Origin of the sequence: Bizionia paragorgiae, from assembly GCF_900107625.1 — a bacterium.
GTDB lineage: Bacteria > Bacteroidota > Bacteroidia > Flavobacteriales > Flavobacteriaceae > Bizionia > Bizionia paragorgiae.
Genome location: NZ_FNQK01000014.1, coordinates 1 through 20,239, shown reverse-complemented (window position 1 = coordinate 20,239; position 20,239 = coordinate 1). Strand labels below are relative to the sequence as shown.

Here is a 20,239-nt window from a genome sequence, read left to right as displayed (position 1 = left end):
CTTCCTTTTGGAACTGAGTTATTGAATTTATGCTTTTGAATCTATGTTTCTGTTAACTAATCCGGACCCCTAAATCCCCTAAAGGGGACTTTTTGTTTTAGGTAAATTGAGAATGCTCACCCTTTGTGGTTGGGGTAAAGACATTCTTATATAAAAAAAAAGGGAAGACATTACATCTTCCCTTTTCAAGTGTTCTTAAATTATGGAATTATAAAATTTCGATAATCTTTAGAACATTATAAGCTCCATTATTTAATGGGTACTGAACGTTATTCACTTCTTGGAAAAATGAAATTTTCACTAGAAAAAATACCGATCCTCCAGCTGTCGGTAGAGCAGTTGGTATGGAACTTACATTTGTGGGAGATCCGTTTATAGGAATGTTCACTATGTTTCCAATTGCGATTTCTTTAACGTTAGTATTGAAATCCAAATTTAGAACCGCTGATGAGATACTCAGGTGAGTTGCTCCTCCAGGGTAATTAATTTGCTGATTTGGAATTAAATTAGTGATTGAAAACTCCCCTGTAGCTGTGTCAAAACTAAAGTCTGATAATAGTACAGCGCTAAGCTGTGCATTGCTATTAAAATCAAATGCTTTAAGTGCTGCTTTGCCTAATGCCGAATTTAAACCTTCGCTTACATTACGACTTCCTCTTGCAGAAATTAAATCTTGATTTTTAACTTTACTCATTGTTTGAGTTAGCCTGGGGGTCATTCTTCCGTCTTTAACGTCGACTAGAAGTCCTGTTAAAGCTTGTCGGAGTTGTTTTCCACTTGTGGCAGAATGTCCAAATTCTTTGCCATTTTCCCGTGTTCTAATGAACGCTGGGTCGTTTTCGATTCTGGATTTACTAATGCCGCCTTTTGTACGCACTAAATATCCATCTTTTCCTTTGTAGAAGGTCATACCGTCTAAGGTACCTTCAATTTTTAAAAGGCTTTTTAATTTTGCCATTTCTTTGAAATTTATGAGTCTATATGTGACTCGTTAATAATTAAATGTTTTGAAGGCGTAACGGATTAAGCTGCGCAGGCTTAAAATTATATACCGGTGATACTTATTACATCCTTCATTTACAAAGTTAAGTGGGTGATTATGATGTGTTTTCGCTTTCTGGTGTTTAAGGAGATCTTAGTTGTCCTTGTTACGGTGCTAAGATTTTATTAAGATGTGAGGTATTACGTTAATTTGTTACTTCATGATGGTTACTTCATCGTTGGGGTGTTTATTGCTATTTTGTTGTTTCTGGTGTATTTGTTGTTTTTGTTAATTTTTGTGTTTTTAAATACTACTATTGGCTATAGGTTTGGCATACACTATCCATAGGGTATCTATACAGTATCTATAGAGTATCTATAGGGTTGCGTTTTCGTGAAGATGTAATTGTGAATGAATGTGATTGCTACTTGATGGGTAAGCGTTTAATTTCTTCTCTTGTGGCTAGTTTATAGAGCGTTAGATAGGGGTAATTCTAAAAGAAAGTTCTTTTTTTAGCTTTTTGAGATGTTTTTTTTGCGTAAAAGCTGTATTGAGTTATCAACATTCAATTTTTTTTTTGATGGAACTCAGATGTATTTTATAGTTATTATTTGTTGTTTGACGGATTAATTATGTTTTAATCGACTGTTTACGAGTGTTTTGATGTGTGTTTATTTGTCGAAATTGTTGATAAGTTAGTTGTGTGTTTTCGGTATGTTTTTATAATTTTATAAAACCGAACGAATACTAAAACAAAACATTATGAAGAATATGAAAACACGGACCCTTAGGAGGTTGTCCAAACACAAGGTGTTGGCCCTTTGCAAAAAAATATGGTATGATAAAAGTAATTGTAATTACACCGGAACAGATTTCGGAATTAACCTCAAGAAGCTTGAGCTACTCAAGGGGTATTATTCAGAAAATTAAACTTGAATCAAATAAAAAAAGACATCAATTGGTTACGATTAAAGAATTCGCTGATTATATGGGCTTTGAGTATGATGAAATATTCGAGATGATTAATTCTAAATAACCTCTATTTTATAGTGTATTGTTTTCAGTTGTTTTCTTCTTCTTCCTGAGAAACATAAGATTCTTCACTTTGTTCAGAAATCAAAGATTCGACGCAGTCAATGACAAATAATTGCTCATCGCGTAACTATGACCTCAAGCTAATTACACTAGCATTGAGCAAAGTTGTAAAAAGGTATAGCCATCAAGTATACCAAAAACAAACCTAATCCCCAATCCCTAATGCCTACTTCTCCTGTCAGTTCGAGTGGCGCGACGTAGGAGCGTTGTATCGAGAACCTTTTGTACGAAATCATATCACTTTTGTCATTCTGAGGGAGGTACGACTGAAGAATCTGTACAAGAATTGAAGTTATGATGTCCGTTGTAATTAAGGTCACATGTAGCACAAGATTCTTCACTACGTTCAGAATGACAATTGATTAATCATTTCGGTATTAAGACTTCTAGTTATTTTCATATTTAAAGATAAAGCCACATAGTTGTCATTCTGAGGGAGGTACGACTGAAGAATCTGTACATGAATTATAGTTATGATGTGCTTTTTGTTCGAGGTTATATGAGACGCGAGATTCTTCACTGCGTTCAGAAATCGAAGATTCGACGAAGTCAATGACAAATAATTGCTCATCGCGTAACTATGACCTCAAGCTAACTACATAAGCATTGGCGAATGCTGTAAAAGAGCATAACCATCAAGTCTACCAAAATCAAACCTAATCCCCAATCCCTAATACCTACTACCTATTTATCTTTTCACTTGAGGTGTAGCCTCCAGCTTCCGGCCTCTAAAACCACCCATGGAGATTCAAACCACCCACTGAACCAAAATCAAACCTAATCCCCAATACCTACTACCTAATCCCCAATCCCTCCTTTAACTATTTATAAACTTTTACTATCTTCTCTTGATTCTTTCTTTCCTTTCTTCTACTTTTACATTTTGGGAAACAAAACGAAAAAATACGCAAACAACATTTTCAAATGCAGGAGAAAAAATGGTACGTGCTATATGTTAAGGGGAACCATGAGAAGAAGGTTGAAAAACGCATTAACGACTTAGGCCTGGAAAATCTTACGGCTTTTTGTCCGTCGCGGACCGAGGTTCGGGTGTGGAGTGACCGCAAGAAAAAAATCCAAGTACCACTGCTTAGTCGCGTGGTTTTTATTCACTCTACAGAAACCGAGCGGGCTCACGTTTTTGGTATTCCCGGTACCGTTCGCTACTTATACGACCAAGGGCAACCCGGTATTGTTAGGGATGTAGAAATCGAACAACTGCGATCGGTTTTAGAAAGCACAGATATACTATCTCATACTACCGAAGAATTTAAACCCGGCACAGCCCTGCAATTGGACGGCTATGGTCTTGATAATCAGGAAGGTGTTGTTGTGAAGTCCACAAAAAATAATGTATGGATCGCTTTGTCGTCTGTGGGATTTGTTGTAAAATTGCAAATTAATTGATAGCAGCTAAAATAAAATAACCAAAAGTTAATTCAAGAGTTCCTTTTTAATGAAAATCACAGCGCGTGATCCCATTAAAATCACCAAAAGGAATTGGGGTGAATTAAGTAAGTTAAACGCCTTTTTTATGAGTGGCGAAACCTATAAAAAGTGGCACGATTCGTGTTGCGTTATACGGGTGCTGCTTAAAACGTCTCTAATGCTGACGGTTTATTATAAGTTGTTACTGAGTTTTCTATTTTTGAGGCCAAAGTAATGGCTTTTTTTTATTATTTGTATCGCTTGTTGTGTAACAAGTGCCGGCGAAGCCGTGACATAACGTGATGGTTTTATATGATAGAACACCATAAAAAAAAGGCTTTATAGTCCTTAATTAAAATAATAAATACGTATTTTAAACCTTAAATTAACCAAAGAGATAATAGGTTCGCTATGCTTGTTATACCCTTAATACTAATATTAATACCATATTACACGCTTACCGTGTAATAGTATTCGCTACATCAATGATTTCACCAAACCTGCCTAATAGCCACGAAGAGATTACCGCCTTTTTAAGTAATTTCAAGTTTTTATCTGCCTGTTGTACTTTATTATTCTCTTTAGTCGTTACGCTAGTCGTGATGCCAAAGGTGATACTAATAAGTAAAAAGAAAAACCTTACCGCCCTACCCAATAACCGGACCTCACATAGTGGTATTGTACCTACTTTGGGAGGAATTGGTGTGTTTACAGGTTTGCTGCTAACCGTAAATATTGTGGCCGTATTATTTGCCTCCTATACCCAAGTCGTCGACCTCCTTATTTTTAACATCCTTGTTTTGATGTTATTATTAGTAGGTATTTTTGATGATATTATTAACCTGGCAGCACGACGCAAGTTTTTATATCAGATTATTATCGCCCTTATCTTTGTAATAAGTACCAACATACGCATCCAGTCTTTTGGAGGCCTTTTTGGTATTGGTAGTATGCCCTATATCCTTTCTGTAGTTTTTTCAGTCTTTGTGATTGTTCTTATTATTAATGCCTATAATTTAATTGATGGTATCGATGGACTGGCAGGAGCACTAGGGACATTAATCTCGATGTTTATGGCGGTGGTCTTTTTTAATAGCGGCCACTTCTTTTACAGTTTGATGTCTATCTCTCTAATAGGAGGACTAGTAGGCTTTTTAGTCTATAACTTCTCTCACCGACGAAAAATATTTTTAGGCGATACCGGATCTATGGTAGTAGGGTTTGTCCTAGCATTTCAGGTGATTCTATACCTTCAGCTTAGTATTACCACAAACGATATGGTGGTATTTGCCAATGCCCCAATATTTGTATTGGCATTATTGTCTTACCCGCTAATTGATACCTTAAGGGTATTTACGGTACGCATACTTAATAAACGCAGTCCCTTTTCGGCGGATAGAAGACACATTCACCACCGACTATTAGATCTCGGACTACGCCATATTTGGGCAACGGTATTGGTGGCAATCTATACCATAATGATTACCTGTTTAGCATTTGTGCTTAACGACTTGCCAATAAACACCGCGTTTTGCATCATGTTGCCAGTAGCCATAGGGATGCTTATGTTGCCATTTTGTGTGCAACGTAAAGGAACAAAATGGAGCATGGGTTTGCCAAATAGAATTAGAAATCAAGTGAGTTAGGGCGATTACCTTAGCGATAAAAAATAGACTTTACTTTAGATTAATTAAATACATACTATGAAAATAGCTATTATAGGTTTGGGTTATGTAGGCTTACCTCTAGCACGATTATTTGCAACGAAATATCCTGTTATTGGATTTGATATCAACACCGCACGCGTAAAGGAACTACAAGCGGGAACCGATAGTACCCTTGAAGTTGACGATGAAACCCTTCAAGCGGTATCCGTGTCTGATCCGAAGTTGTTAAATGAAAAAGGACTGTATTGCACGACCGACTTAGCACTAATAGAAGAGTGTACACACTATATAATTACGGTACCAACACCTGTAGATAAGAATAATAGACCTGACCTTACGCCACTACATAAAGCTAGTGAAACTGTAGGGCACGTGTTAAAGAAAGGTGACATTGTAATATATGAATCTACGGTGTATCCAGGAGCAACCGAAGAGGAATGTATTCCCATATTAGAAAACGTTAGTGGACTCACCTTCAACAGCGATTTTTATGCTGGTTATTCACCGGAGCGTATCAATCCAGGAGATAAGGAGCATACCGTAGACAAAATACTTAAAGTGACTTCTGGTTCAACACCAGAAATCGGTGAGCAAATCGATGCCATATATAAGAGTGTGATTACCGCAGGAACGCATTTAGCACCGAGCATAAAAGTAGCGGAAGCAGCGAAAGTGATCGAAAATGCCCAACGTGATATTAATATTGCCTTTGTTAATGAGTTAGCAAAAATATTTAACCGTTTAGAAATTAATACCTCCGATGTATTAGAAGCAGCAGGAACAAAATGGAACTTCCTTCCCTTTAAACCGGGATTGGTTGGCGGACATTGTATAGGGGTAGACCCATACTACTTGGCACAAAAAGCACAAGAAGTAGGATACCACCCAGAAATTATATTGGCAGGTCGCCGTATGAACGATTCTATGGGCGGTTATGTTGCATCAGAAATCGTAAAGCTTATGCTTGCTAACGATGTTAAAGTAAAAGGCGCTAAAGTATTAATGCTAGGGATTACCTTTAAAGAAAATTGCCCTGACGTTCGTAATACCAAGGTGGTCGATGTGGTTCGAGAATTGGAAAGCTATGGCATAGAAGTTACTATCTACGATCCTTTAGCATCACCAGAAGAAGTGCAACACGAATATAAATTACAAACCACACAAGACCTACCAAAAGACCGTTTTGAAGCTGTAGTCTTAGCAGTAGCACATAAAGAATTCCTTAGCACCGACTACAACAGTCTTAAAGCAGATAAAGCCATCGTTTACGATGTAAAAGGGGTGTTAAAAGATGCTAACGGTCGACTGTAGTAAACACAGGTTTTAAAATTAATTTCACGGATTAAAAACGATTACACGGATTTTGTCACCATTATTACACGAGGAAGAATCTTATAAGCTCATCGGCGCATGTATGACTGTACATAAAGCTTTGGGTAAAGGATTTTTAGAGTCGGTTTATGGTGAGGCCTTGGAAAAAGAACTTGTAAAAGCAGAAATTCCTTATAAAAGACAACAAAAATTACGCATCTCCTATGACGGAGAGTTATTAGATAAATATTTTATTGCCGATTTTCTATGTTACAACACTATTATCGTAGAAATAAAAGCAACGACATGTTTACATAAAAGCATGGAAGCTCAAGTGATAAACTACTTAAAAGCAACTAAGAAAGAAGTGGGATTGCTCATTAATTTCGGAGAGGGTAGTCTTAAATGGAAACGTTTCATTAATACCTCCGCGTAATCCGCGAGAAATCCGTGCAATCAAACACGAGCCAATGCTAAATAAAAATATGATGATTAATATAGACCACTTTAAAAAGTTAGAAAATAAAAACATCCTCGTAACAGGAGGCGCGGGTTTCATAGGAAGTAACCTCTGCGAAACCCTACTAAAACTAAACGCTAAAGTAACCTGCTTAGACAATTTCGCTACAGGTCACAGACACAACATAGAACCTTTTCTAAGTAATGATAACTTTACACTTATAGAAGGCGATATCCGTGATTTAGACACTTGCCATAAAGCCTGTGCTAATCAAGATTTTATCTTACACCAGGCAGCATTAGGTTCAGTTCCACGATCTATTGCAGATCCTATTACTTCTAACGATGTGAATGTAGGTGGATTTTTAAACATGTTGGTAGCAGCTCGTGATGCTGAGGTGACACGATTTGTGTATGCAGCAAGTTCGTCGACTTACGGCGACCACGAAGCCTTACCAAAAGTAGAAGAAACCATTGGTAAGCCTTTATCACCATACGCGATTACCAAGTATGTAAACGAACTGTACGCAGACAACTTTTTTGCGACTTACGGATTAAACACCATAGGTTTGCGTTATTTCAATGTCTTTGGAAGACGCCAGGATCCTAACGGAGCTTACGCAGCGGTGATTCCTTTATTCGTAAAACAGTTCATGAATCACGACAGTCCAGTGATTAATGGGGATGGAACCTACTCTCGTGATTTTACCTATATCGATAATGTGGTGCAAATGAACTTACGCGCTATTACCACCGAAAATAAAGAGGCTCTAAACCAGGTGTATAACACGGCGGTTGGAGATCGTACCACTTTAGTGCAATTAGTTAATTTATTGAAGAAGAACCTCTCTAAATACGATGCCAAAATTGCGGATGTAGAAATCGTTCACGGTCCAAACCGGAAAGGCGATATACCACATTCACTAGCTTCAGTGGAAAAAGCAAAAAAACTATTAAATTATAACCCAACACATACTATTGATAACGGTATTGAAGAATCTGTAGAGTGGTATTGGGAGAATTTGAAATAATTACAGATTGATTATGAGTGAAAATAAGAAAATATTAATAACAGGAGGCGCTGGGTTTATTGGTAGCCACGTGGTTAGACAATTTGTAAACCAATACCCAGACTATCATATTTATAATTTAGACGCTCTAACGTATGCTGGTAATTTAGAGAATTTAAGAGATATTGAAGATGCTTCGAATTACACCTTTCTTCACGGCGATATAACGGATGAAACTTATATCAATAGTATATTTTCAGAATATCAATTTGATGGCGTGGTGCATTTAGCAGCAGAATCGCATGTAGATAGATCGATTACCGATCCTTTAGCCTTTGCTAAGACCAATATTTTAGGGACCATGATTTTGCTGAATGCTTTTAAAGAATTGTGGAAAGGCAACTGGGAAGGAAAGCGTTTTTATCACGTGAGTACTGATGAGGTCTATGGTTCATTAGGAGAAACAGGTTTGTTTACAGAGACTACATCTTATGACCCAAATTCTCCGTATTCTGCATCCAAAGCAAGTTCAGATCATTTCGTTAGAGCGTATGGTGAAACTTACGGTATGCCGTACGTAATATCTAATTGTTCTAATAATTATGGACCTAATCACTTTCCAGAGAAATTGATCCCATTATTTATTAATAATATCATCACTAAAAAAGCCTTACCTGTTTATGGTGATGGCAATTATACTAGAGATTGGCTCTATGTTATAGATCACGCTATTGCTATCGATTTGGTTTATCATAAAGGAGGAAACCATGAAACCTATAATATTGGTGGTTTTAATGAATGGAAGAATATCGATTTAGTAAAATTACTATGTCAGCAAATGGATGAAAAGTTAGATAGGCCTGTTGGAGAAAGTGAAAAGCTTATCACCTATGTAAAAGACCGTCCAGGGCATGACTTAAGATATGCCATAGATTCATCCAAAATCAATAAAGAATTAGGATGGTCACCTTCAGTTACTTTCGAAGAAGGCTTATCTCAAACTATCGATTGGTTCTTAGAAAATAAAGAATGGATGGATAATGTAACTAGTGGGGCTTATCAGGAGTATTATAATAAACAGTATCAATAAATATAATGGAAGTAAAGACGACTAAAATTAAAGATTGCTTTATTCTAGAACCAAAAGTTTTTAAAGATTCTCGAGGATATTTCATGGAGAGTTTTAATTCTAAGACTTTTAATACTATAACAGGCTTACCTGTAGACTTTGTACAAGATAATGAGTCAGAATCCACATATGGCGTTATTCGTGGTCTACATGCTCAACAAGGAGAGTCTGCACAAGCCAAATTAGTGCGTGTTCTTAAAGGGGAGGTGCTAGATGTTGTAGTGGATATCCGTCCTGATTCAGAAACATATTTAGAACATATTACTGTAAAGTTAAGTGCAGAGAATAAACAACAATTATTTGTGCCCAGGGGATGTTTACATGGGTTTTCAGTACTAAGTGAAAAGGCTACATTTTTCTATAAATGCGATAACTATTACAATAAAGAATCAGAGGTAGGTATTCGATATGACGACCCTGATTTTGATATTGATTGGCAAGTTTCAAGTGAACAAGCATTAGTTTCTGAGAAAGATTTAGAATTGCCATTTTATAAAGATTTAAAAAAATAAAAGTATGCTCCATATATTAGTTACTGGTTCCAAAGGACAATTAGGATCAGAAATTAAAAAAATATCTAAAGATTACCCTACGATAAAATTCACTTTTGTTGATAGGGAAGAAATGCCTTTAGATGATAATGATTCAATCATTAGATTTTTGAATCAATTACAGCCTAATTTAATTGTTAGTGCAGGAGCATATACAGCAGTTGACCAGGCAGAAAATGAAAAGGAATTGGTAGATCAAATAAACCATCTTGCTGTAGCAACAATGGCGAAGTGGTGTGCTGATAACCATGCAAAATTAATACATATTTCTACAGATTATGTTTTTGACGGTAAAAGTGATATACCGTATAAAGAAAGTGATTTTACCGCACCTATTAATTGGTATGGTGAAACTAAGTTAAGGGGAGAGCAAGCAATAGAACGCATAATGAAGGAGGCTGTGATTATCAGAACTTCATGGGTATATTCAGAATATGGTAACAATTTTGTGAAAACTATGTTACGCTTAATGAAGGATCGTGAAAGTATTGGTGTAGTCAATGATCAAGTAGGTACACCAACCTATGCTTATGACTTGGCAGAAGCCATCATCACAATCATAACGGGTGATACTTGGGAGCCTGGCGTTTATCACTACTCTAATGAAGGACAAATCTCTTGGTTTGAATTTGCAGTGGCTATAAAGGAACTAAGTCAGATAAAATGCGAGGTTAAAGGCGTTACGTCAGACGAATTTCCGACGCTTGCAAAAAGACCTAAGTACTCCTTACTTGATAAAACAAAAATAAAGACAACTTACAAACTTAGTGTTCCAGACTGGAAGAACAGCTTGGATCAATGTCTTCAAATTTTAAACGCATAATTATGAAAGGAATTATATTAGCCGGTGGCTCAGGAACACGGTTACATCCGTTAACACTAGCAGTAAGCAAGCAGTTAATGCCTGTATATGACAAGCCTATGATTTATTATCCCTTATCAACGCTTATGTTAGCAGGGATAAAGGAAATCTTAATCATTTCTACCCCTCATGATCTGCCACATTTCGAAAGACTTTTGGGAGATGGTAATCAATTAGGATGTCAATTCTCATACGCAGTTCAAAGTGAACCTAACGGTTTAGCCCAAGCTTTCGTTATTGGAGAGGAGTTTATAGGAAATGATAAAGTGGCCTTAGTATTAGGAGATAATATTTTTTATGGCAGTGGGATGTCCAAACTTCTTCAAGATTGTACTCAAGAAGAAGGCGGTGTTGTATTTGCTTACCAAGTCAATGATCCAGAAAGATACGGCGTTGTTGAGTTTGATAAAGATAATAATGTATTATCCATTGAGGAAAAACCAACTGCGCCTAAGTCTAATTATGCGGTGCCAGGCTTGTATTTTTACGATAACAGTGTTGTCGAGATTGCTAAAAACATCCAGCCTTCAGCCAGAGGAGAATATGAGATAACAGACGTTAATAAAGAATATCTAAGACAAGGAAAATTACGTGTAGGTGTTTTTGATAGAGGTACGGCGTGGTTAGATACTGGTACTTTTAAGTCACTAATGCAGGCAGGACAGTTTGTAGAAGTGATTGAGGACCGTCAGGGAATGAAGATTGGTGCTATTGAAGAAGTCGCTTATAGAATGGGATTTATAACGAAAGATCAATTGAAAGAAGTCGCTACTCCGTTAATTAAAAGTGGTTATGGCAAATACTTATTGAAACTATTAAAGTAATAAAAAACATTATCGGTACTATCAAGCTATGATGTGCGATACCCCTAAGAATGAAAAATAAAGTACTAATCTATAACTCTATTCCATATTTTATCCCTTTTATGAAGGAAAAAGGAATTGATGCTTATCCATTATTTAAAGAAATACCATCCTTTCTAAGACCTTTGAGAGGACTATATGAATTTTTGGGTCTTAAACGTACAGTATGGTATGGTGGATGGAAAGATCGACTAGAGACCATCGATACTATTATTGTTTTTTCGAATGAATTTATTGATATACTTGAATATATACGAATTAAATTTCCACATATAAAGATTATTATATGGTACTGGAATCCGACTTTTATACATAAAAATGCAAATCCTGAGCTTTTATCTGAGGAATTTTTTCAGAAGTGGTCATTTGATAAAAAAGATTGTTCAAAATATGGAATGAGATATAATACTACTTTTTATTTTGACAACATCAAGCTTTCTAAAAAAGATATAATACATGATGTTGTGTTTTTAGGCGCAAATAAAGGGAGAAAAGCAGAGTTATTAAAATTACAAAATGTAATTAATGATTGTGGTCTATCCACTTACTTTCATATTGTAGATAAGAAAACTAATAAAGAAGAGTATGATGAGAAATTCCCAAAATTAAGTTATAGTCAATATCTTGATTTAATAGCACAGAGTAATTCAATTTTAGATTTTGTCCAGAAAGAACAGAATGGACTTACTTTAAGGCCAATGGAGTCGTTGTTTTTTGAGAAAAAGTTAATAACAAATGATAAGCAAATAGTGAAAGAGGATTTTTACGATCCAGCAAACATTTTTGTTATTGGGATTGATGATTTTGATAATCTTAAAAACTTTATAAATTCACCTTATGAAAAAGTGCCATCTAATATTCTTCATAAGTATGATGTCTCCAATTGGATTAGTCGGTTTGATAATCTGATATAGACTAATTATGAAAGAATTCTTAAAGTCATTTTTCTCATTTGGATTAGCTGCAACGATTGAAAAATTGATTGCATTTTTATTATTGCCAATATATACTCGTTATTTTACTAAAGAAGAATTTGGTGTTATAGACTTGGTTCAAGTAATTTTGGGATTAGCTTCAATATTTGCTGTGTTTCAATTAGAAACTGCTTTACAGCGCTATTATTACGAATATAAGGGTAAGATTAAAGAAGTATATATAAGTACTATATTTATTGTTATTGTTACTCTTTCTTTAGTGGTGACATTATTACTTTTTCTAAACGCTGAGTTGTTGACAATTTTGGTGTTTAAAAGTGCGGAATACGTCGATGTTGTTAAACTTGCAATATGGCAATTGCCTTTCATCAATTTTGCCATGCTTTCATTCGTTATCTTACGATACGAAAAGAGAAATATTCAGTTTGTTAGTTTAATTTTATTAAAAGTCGTTGTCAATCTTCTTTTTATATTTTTATTTGTTGTTATTTTAAAACTTGGAATTATAGGAGTGTTTTACGCGCAATTGATCAGTCATGCGATTAGCTCAATTTTTCTCTTTATGGCTGTTAGAAGGTTCTTGAGTTTTAGTTTTTCTAGAAAACTATTTAGGAAGTGCGTTAAATATGCTCTTCCTCAGTTTCCAGCGCGTATAGGAAGTGTTTTATTGACATATGGCAACAGGTTTTTTATGATTGGATATCTTACTCTGGGTGCTATTGGTATATACTCTTTATCATTGAAATTAGCGTCATCAGTTCAATTGGTGTATTCTGCTTTTGTCATGGCTTGGGCCCCTTTTATGTTTGAAAAAATAAAGAATCCAAATCATAAAAAAATCTTTCCGAAAGTACTTCTTCTAGTTGAAAGCCCAGTATTTCTTTTAGTGTCTTTTGTCTGTATTTTCTCTAAAGAAATAGTAAACTTAATTGCATCTAATGAGTTTCAAGAGTCCTATCAATATGTTGGAGGGCTTTCTTTATATTTTTCACTATTTATCTTTAAAGAAATTGTTGATATTGGTCCTAAATATAAGGAAAAGACCAAATATCTGTCATTAACGTTTTTTTTATCTGTTTGTATTAATCTAATATGTTTATTTGTTTTTATAAAACCATTTGGTTTATATGGAGTAGTTTACTCGATGTTAATAACAAATACTTTTCTTGTGTTTTGTAGTTGGTATATTTCTAATCGACTGCATTACATTCCGTTTGATTTATTTAGATTTATTTTATTGGCTATTCCTGTTTATATTTTAGGTGTGGGTTCGATGTTCTATTATCCTGGATTTTTGTTTAGGATATGTTTATTCTTGTTAGTTGCCTCAGTTTATTTGTTGGCATTCTTTTTCTCATACAAGAAATTCAAAACTGTAGAATAGTAGTAAAAAATGTCATGATATACTTATTTATTCTTATAGTATTAATTTTTGCTTGTATAAAATTTGACTTTAGTACGAATCGTCATTCTTCTAGAGTTGGAAATAATTGGTATAAGTTTGTTTTTGTGTTATTGGTGTGTACCGCAGGTTTAAGATATAAGGTGGGTGGAGATACAATAATTTATATGATGAGGTTCGACGAAATTCCTTTTTTGGATGAGATTCCAAATTATGATTTCTTGTTAAGTGGGCTAGATCCTCTTTGGATTATATTTTCTTCTATTTTCAAAACTATAAATGATGATTTCTTTTTTTTCCAATTCTTTCATGTTCTAATAATCAATAGTGTGATTTTTTGGTTTATTAGAAAGTATACCGTTTATAAGTTCACCGCACTATTAATTTATTTTCTTTTTTTCTATATCTATTTTAATATGGAGATACTGAGGGAATCTTTAGCAATTTGTATTTTTCTATTAGCTTATCCTAGTCTTGAGAAAAGGAATCTCTTAAGGTATTATCTTTTAGCTATTATTGCCTTTTTATTCCATTCATCGGCCATAATTTTACTGATATTTCCTCTTTTACAAAGGGTTAAATTCAATCGCACTAATCTTGTTATAGTATTGGTAGCATTTGTCTCAATTCTCGTAGTATCCATTTATATGCCGTCGATTTTAAATTATGTGTTGTTCACTGATAGGCTGTTAAGCAAATTTGAAACCTATTCTAATGTAACCGCTAATTTAAACGCAACGATTGTTTACTCTATAACATATTTAATTATCCCCTTATTATTTATTAAACTAAACTGGCGAATAAACAAATTAGACCATAAGTTTAAAGAGCTTTACATGCTTTATACTTTACTAGTTTTACTTTTTTTGATTATCAATGGATTTCTACGTTTTTTAAACTACCTAGCGCCATTCATGATTGTTTACTTTGCCGATTTGCTTAATTCAATATATAAGTCGTATAGGTTTAAACATATGAAAAGAGAAGTTGTAATATTACTAATAGTTATAACATTCATTCCAAAAACTATTTACTACTTCGAGGACACATCTAGAATTGTGAATGGAACACATAGGTATAATATATGGTTTCCCTACAGCTCCATATTTACTAAAGAGGAATATTACTATCGTGAAATAATATTTTTTGAAAGAATGGATGAATCATATGATAGACACAATTAATGAAATGTAAAGAGTCTATTCTTTAATTTCAATTTTTGGATAGTATTATTTGTAAAGATAATGTGATAATACCTTAATATTTAATCAAAATGTTATATAGCGTATAAGATGTACTTGCTATTTCTCCATTTAATCCATGTGTTATAATTTCCCACAGATTAATCTTTAATTTTCTTGACCTAATGTCTACAACGTTAATAAAGCTTACTTATTTCGATGAAATATTCTTTCGGAACAAGTCTTTTATGGTAGTTAATGTTTCAACTCTTTAGTGAAATTAAATTTGACTAAGCTCAAACTCGTAATAAAATGAGTAGTCGTAGAAAATATAATGTGAATAAAACCATACCTTGATTGTGTAAATACCTTGATAAAATCATAACCAGTTGTTTGTTATTAAAGTGTTAATTATTTTGTATGTCGTTTGTTACTAGTTCTTTTAATTTTAATGCCAAAATTCGTCAGTTTTGAAAAACAATAATATTGATTCTATTTGTATTGTAGTGCCCAGTCTTCAAAAGGGAGGTATGGAAAGGGTTGTATCACTTTTAGGTAACAACCTTCTTGTATACTTAAAAAACGTTTATATAATAACATTAACTAGTGATAAAGTAGAATATGAAATTGACACCAGAGTTAATATAATACATCTTAATAGGAGTTTAAAAAATCGCGTTTTATTATCTTATCAACTTTTTAAAGCACTGAGAGACATAAGGCCCAAAGTTATAGTCGGGTTTAGCGAAGTTTTTAATCCTTTTACCATAGTTGCAGGAAAACTTAACGGGATTTCTGTCTTTGTATCTGATAGAAGTAGTCCAGTAATAAAGTATTCATTTAGAGATTATATTTTAAAAAAATTAACTTATCCATTATCTAAAGGTATTATAGCACAAACAGACTTAGCAAAAAGAACACTGCAAATAAAGAAATTAAATTCAAATATATCTATTCTTCCTAATCCTGTCAGTGCTTTTAATAACACTGATTTTAATTTTGAAATTAAAAGAATTATATCAGTGGGAAGATTAACAAAAACTAAAAATCAATTAGAGCTTATTAAGATTTTCAAGGAAATCAACAATCCTGAATGGGAGCTTTTAATAGTTGGCGAAGGTAAAAACAGAGTAGAGCTTGAGAGATTTATAAGTGATAATAAATTAGGTTATTCCGTCAAAATGGTTGGTAAAAAAGATAATATAGAGAAGCAGCTCTCTAAAGCCTCCATATTTGCATTTACTTCTTTATCTGAGGGATTTCCAAATGTAGTTTTGGAAGCTATGGCTTTTCCCTTAGCAACTATAGCTTATGATTGCCCAGCTGGTGTTTCTGATTTAATAGAAAATAGAGTAAATGGATATTTAATACCCTTAAATGATTTTGGTCTTTATAAAAAGGAATTAAAATTTTTAATGAATAACCATGAAGAAAGATTAAGAATAATGAAAAATGCTATAAAAGTTAGAGAAAAATATTCTCAATCTATTATTACTAAAAGGTTTTATGACTTAATCACAGGTTGAAAATTAGGACGTTTGCTTAAGGAACAATTTATAGATTTAGTAAACTTTTCCTTCTTATTATTTGGGTTTATATTTCGAAAATTGGAAAAGTTATATTTTTTATTTGATAATACTTAATTCAATTATCATTTATTAACAAGGACTAAATAAAATCAATTAGTAATAATTATTTCTGTTTTATTAATTCTGATGAGTTTTTCTCATCAAAGCTTAACTTTTTTAACACAATACAAGATATTATGGTTTCAATAACTGTTTTCACTCCTACTTTTAATAGAGCACACCTTTTATCACAGCTTTATGAAAGTCTCTGTGATCAAACCTTAAAGGATTTTCAATGGCTTATTGTTGACGATGGTTCTGTTGACAATTCAAAGGAAGTTATAGATAGTTGGATTGCGGAAGGAGTGTTAAACATACGGTATATCTTCCAAGAGAATCAAGGGATGGTCGCCGCTCATAATACCGCGCATTACAATATGACCACGGATCTTTGTGTCTGCATTGATTCCGACGATTATATGCCAATTAACGGTATAGAAAGAATGTTGGATTTGTGGAAAAAATACGCGAGCGATGAATGTGCTGGTATTATTGGTTTGGATGCTTATTCATCTGGAGCTATAGTTGGCGATAAGTTTCCAAAAACCAATTGGGAATGTAAATTTTCCGAATTAGAATCTAATAATATTACGGGAGACAAAAAGTTTGTTCATAATCGGAAGATATTTAATAAATTTTTACCATATCCAAAATTTGAAAATGAAAAATTTCCCATTACAAGCTATTTATATTTTTTTATAGAACAGGAACATAAATATCTTGGATTTAATGAGGTTTTTTGTATAGTAGAATATCAAGAAGATGGCTTATCTAATAACATAATAAATCAATATAAAGAAAGCCCGAATTCTTTTGCTCATTATAGAAAAGCGAGAATTAGATTTGCAATTAATTATAAATTAAAAATTAAGAATACGATTCACTACATTTCTTCCATGCTTATGGCTAAGCGATACCGAATTGTTTCTGAATCACCTGCCAAGTTACTTACACTGGTTTTATTTCCGTTTGGTATAGGAATGTATTTGTATTTAAAAAACACAAAAAGGACATCTTTGAATAAAGATTTGAATAAAATTAAAAATTAATGAAAGCAATTATAGTACCTGGAGTAACGGATTTGAATAAAGGCGACCAAGCGCTTGTATGGGAAAGCCATAGACTAGTTAAAGATACCAAGCTCTTTAAGGATATTTACATTCTTAATTCAGGAGATACTGAAGAGGAAAAACGTTTGTTATGTCAACAATCGATTGATCATGGGTATCAGATGATAGAGAATATCCTAGAACATCCAAGACGGGGTCAACATAAGACCGATGAACATATACAAGAATCAAAATTTGAACTGGCTAAACAAGTTAAAAACGCAGGGTTAGACTTTTTAAGTACTAAATTTTTATTATCTATTTGTAATAATTTGCCTTCCGTCAAGAAATTGTTCTCAGCAAAAGTATATCAAACAGTAAAGGAGTTTTCGGAAGCCGATGTTATATTTGTCAAAGGAGGAGGATTTATCCATGCTTATGGGGAAAAAACAGCGCCATATCTCATGTGGTATTTTTTGTTTTATGTGCGCCTTGCTCAAAAATTAAACAAAAAAGTCGTGTTTTTTCCGAATTCATTTGGACCTTTTGAAGGCGTGACGGTGAAGAGTCAAGTACGGTCTGTGTTTAATAAGCTAGATTTAACTTATGCCAGAGAGAATGTGTCTGCTGAAAGTTTAGGTGCGCTTTTAGATAAGAAAATACCTGTAGAAATGGATCTTGGTTTTTTCTTGCAAAAAGGAAGTCAGAAAGAAGCTGATAAAATACTAATAAAATATAATCTATCAAAAGATGATAAGATTGTGGGTATAACCATCCGACCATGGCGATTTCCTGGCCTAAGTAATCCAGAAGAACTTTATCAAAAGTATATCACTTCGGTAGCTGCATTAGTTAAGCACATCACTGATAATGGTTTTAAGGTTGCCTTATGTAATCAGTCTCTAGGTCCTAATACTCATGAAGACGATCGTAATGCCATTCAGGATTTGCTCAAAATAGTTAATAATGCAAACGTCATTTGGATTAATGAGAATCTTGCATGTGATGTATTAAAAGCAGTTTATTCAAATTTCTATTTTTATGTAGGCACACGCTTTCACTCCATAATCTTTTCTTTAACATCGTTAGTTCCATCTATAGCAATAGGGTATGGTGGAAATAAGGCAAAAGGGATAATGGATGACTTCAATTTAGATAAATACGTAATCCAAATTCAAGATGTTAACTCAAAACAGTTAATCGAACTATTCGATGATGCTATTGAAAACTATGATGGTATTAAAAGTTCTTTATCTAACGCAATGCGTTTAGTAGATGAAAGTAGGAATAGAATGATTTCTGATATCAAAGGATTGTATTCTTAATTTTTTATGAAATCAGTGAAAATAATTAGAACCTCTACCGTTGCAATATCTTTAGATGTTTTGCTTAAAGGTCAATTAGAATTCTTAAACAATCATTTTGAAGTTATTGCTGTCTCAGGGCAGGACAAACATCTTGAAAACGTAAAGAAAAGAGAAAAGGTTAAAACAATTGCTATTGAAATGCAACGCAACATTTCTCCACTCAAAGATATAAAGTCATTAATTCAACTTTACAGATTATTCAAGAAAGAAAAACCAGAAATAGTTCACTCCATAACTCCTAAAGCAGGTTTACTTTCTATGTTAGCTGCTAAGTACGCAGGTGTTCCTATTAGAATTCACATGTTCACAGGTTTAATATTTCCAACCAAAAAAGGCTTAATGAAAAAGCTACTAATACAGATGGATAAATTACTATGTTGGGCAGCTACCGATATTATACCTGAAGGCTATGGAGTAAAACAAGATTTAATAGGATACAATATTACAAAGAAACCTTTAAATATACTTGCCAACGGAAATGTGAACGGAATAGATGTAGATTATTATAATTCTACACATTATAACACAGAACAAAAACAATCCTTAAAAAAAGAACTTAACATACAAGAAAACGATTTCCTATTTATTTTCGTAGGTCGTTTAGTTTCAGACAAAGGAATCAATGAATTAGTTCAAGCCTTTAAAGAATTGAAAAGCAAAGAAACAAATGCTAAGCTTCTATTGGTCGGCCCATTAGAAACAGCATTAGATCCATTAAATCCAGAAACCCTTCAAGAAATAGAAACAAATGATGCAATCATTTCTGTAGGGTATCAAAATGATGTCCGCCCCTACTTTTCTATTAGTGATGCATTGGTTTTCCCTAGTTACAGAGAAGGATTTCCTAATGTCGTGCTGCAAGCTGGTGCAATGGGATTGCCTTCAATTGTTAGCGACATAAATGGCTGCAACGAAATAATAATTGAAGGAGAGAATGGAGTAATTATTCCTTCTAAAGATTCACATTGGACTTGCAACAAAAAACTGGACAATTAGTTGAATGACTAAGCTGCTAGTTCATGATTATACATATCTAATTCAAATTCTTTGATAGTTTTGTTCCCTAAAAAGGAATGTCTTCGTTTATTATTGTACCATGTTTCTATCCACTGAAAGATAGATAATTCAGCTTCAGATTTTCGTTTATAATTGTGCCTATATACCCATTCTACTTTTAAGGATTTAAAAAAGGATTCTGCCACCGCGTTATCCCAACAGTTTCCTTTACGACTCATAGATTGCTTAACTAGCCCATCATAGTTTTTAATGATAGAGGTGAATTTTTGACTAGCATATTGTATACCTCTATCAGAATGAAAA

Annotated in this window: 19 protein-coding genes; 17 read left to right on the top strand and 2 right to left on the bottom strand. The window is 33.7% G+C overall.

Annotated features, from left to right (window positions below; translation table 11 throughout):
• Positions 1-208: 208 nt before the first annotated feature.
• The gene (locus tag BLV64_RS10595; RefSeq protein ID WP_092135086.1) at positions 209-958 is read right to left on the bottom strand and encodes a hypothetical protein; all 750 of its coding nucleotides are present in this window, start codon (positions 956-958) and stop codon (positions 209-211) included.
• Between the two features lie 862 nt (positions 959-1,820).
• Here BLV64_RS10595 and BLV64_RS10590 point away from each other — a divergent pair.
• The 17 genes from BLV64_RS10590 (at position 1,821) to BLV64_RS10510 (ending at position 19,915) form a co-directional block, all read left to right on the top strand.
• Positions 1,821-2,018 carry a hypothetical protein gene (locus BLV64_RS10590; RefSeq protein ID WP_092135083.1) on the top strand — a complete coding sequence of 66 codons (198 nt, stop codon included), beginning with the start codon at positions 1,821-1,823 and terminating at the stop codon, positions 2,016-2,018.
• 1,004 nt (positions 2,019-3,022) lie between these two features.
• On the top strand, positions 3,023-3,484 hold the full coding sequence (locus BLV64_RS10585; protein ID WP_177165324.1) for a UpxY family transcription antiterminator: 462 nt from the start codon (positions 3,023-3,025) through the stop codon (positions 3,482-3,484).
• A 506-nt stretch (positions 3,485-3,990) separates the two neighbouring features.
• Positions 3,991-5,151 (top strand): MraY family glycosyltransferase, encoded by a 1,161-nt coding sequence (locus BLV64_RS10580; RefSeq protein ID WP_092135078.1) that lies wholly within the window; start codon positions 3,991-3,993, stop codon positions 5,149-5,151.
• 57 nt (positions 5,152-5,208) lie between these two features.
• Positions 5,209-6,483: a nucleotide sugar dehydrogenase gene (locus BLV64_RS10575; protein WP_092135076.1), complete on the top strand. Its 1,275-nt coding sequence runs from the start codon at positions 5,209-5,211 to the stop codon at positions 6,481-6,483.
• Between the two features lie 52 nt (positions 6,484-6,535).
• Entirely contained in the window at positions 6,536-6,919 is a 384-nt protein-coding gene (locus tag BLV64_RS10570) for a GxxExxY protein (RefSeq protein ID WP_092135073.1), read from the top strand.
• Between the two features lie 49 nt (positions 6,920-6,968).
• Positions 6,969-7,973: an SDR family oxidoreductase gene (locus tag BLV64_RS10565; RefSeq protein ID WP_177165323.1), complete on the top strand. Its 1,005-nt coding sequence runs from the start codon at positions 6,969-6,971 to the stop codon at positions 7,971-7,973.
• A 13-nt stretch (positions 7,974-7,986) separates the two neighbouring features.
• Entirely contained in the window at positions 7,987-9,042 is a 1,056-nt protein-coding gene (gene rfbB, locus BLV64_RS10560) for a dTDP-glucose 4,6-dehydratase (RefSeq protein ID WP_092135070.1), read from the top strand.
• 5 nt (positions 9,043-9,047) lie between these two features.
• Positions 9,048-9,593, top strand: coding sequence for a dTDP-4-dehydrorhamnose 3,5-epimerase (gene rfbC, locus BLV64_RS10555; protein ID WP_092135068.1), 546 nt, complete (start codon positions 9,048-9,050; stop codon positions 9,591-9,593).
• Positions 9,594-9,597: 4 nt separating this feature from the next.
• Complete coding sequence (rfbD, locus tag BLV64_RS10550; protein ID WP_092135065.1) at positions 9,598-10,455, top strand: dTDP-4-dehydrorhamnose reductase; 858 nt, start codon at positions 9,598-9,600, stop codon at positions 10,453-10,455.
• Positions 10,456-10,457: 2 nt separating this feature from the next.
• Positions 10,458-11,318, top strand: coding sequence for a glucose-1-phosphate thymidylyltransferase RfbA (rfbA, locus tag BLV64_RS10545; protein WP_092135062.1), 861 nt, complete (start codon positions 10,458-10,460; stop codon positions 11,316-11,318).
• A 50-nt stretch (positions 11,319-11,368) separates the two neighbouring features.
• Complete coding sequence (locus BLV64_RS10540; RefSeq protein WP_092135059.1) at positions 11,369-12,271, top strand: WaaS/CpsH family glycosyltransferase; 903 nt, start codon at positions 11,369-11,371, stop codon at positions 12,269-12,271.
• A 7-nt stretch (positions 12,272-12,278) separates the two neighbouring features.
• Positions 12,279-13,676: a lipopolysaccharide biosynthesis protein gene (locus BLV64_RS10535; protein WP_092135057.1), complete on the top strand. Its 1,398-nt coding sequence runs from the start codon at positions 12,279-12,281 to the stop codon at positions 13,674-13,676.
• A complete protein-coding gene (locus BLV64_RS14890; RefSeq protein ID WP_092135054.1) occupies positions 13,598-14,878 on the top strand; it encodes an EpsG family protein in 1,281 nt (426 codons plus the stop codon). Before BLV64_RS10535 ends, BLV64_RS14890 begins: the two co-directional genes overlap by 79 nt.
• 467 nt (positions 14,879-15,345) lie before the next feature.
• Positions 15,346-16,401 carry a glycosyltransferase gene (locus BLV64_RS10525; RefSeq protein ID WP_092135052.1) on the top strand — a complete coding sequence of 352 codons (1,056 nt, stop codon included), beginning with the start codon at positions 15,346-15,348 and terminating at the stop codon, positions 16,399-16,401.
• 239 nt (positions 16,402-16,640) lie between these two features.
• Positions 16,641-17,552 carry a glycosyltransferase family 2 protein gene (locus BLV64_RS10520; RefSeq protein WP_092135049.1) on the top strand — a complete coding sequence of 304 codons (912 nt, stop codon included), beginning with the start codon at positions 16,641-16,643 and terminating at the stop codon, positions 17,550-17,552.
• Positions 17,552-18,877 carry a polysaccharide pyruvyl transferase family protein gene (locus BLV64_RS10515; protein WP_092135047.1) on the top strand — a complete coding sequence of 442 codons (1,326 nt, stop codon included), beginning with the start codon at positions 17,552-17,554 and terminating at the stop codon, positions 18,875-18,877. Before BLV64_RS10520 ends, BLV64_RS10515 begins: the two co-directional genes overlap by 1 nt.
• 6 nt (positions 18,878-18,883) lie before the next feature.
• Entirely contained in the window at positions 18,884-19,915 is a 1,032-nt protein-coding gene (locus tag BLV64_RS10510; RefSeq protein ID WP_092135044.1) for a glycosyltransferase family 4 protein, read from the top strand.
• Between the two features lie 8 nt (positions 19,916-19,923).
• Here BLV64_RS10510 and BLV64_RS10505 read toward each other — a convergent pair.
• Positions 19,924-20,239, bottom strand: a 316-nt coding sequence (locus BLV64_RS10505; RefSeq protein WP_143034153.1) for an integrase core domain-containing protein, incomplete at its 5' end; no start/stop codon positions are given.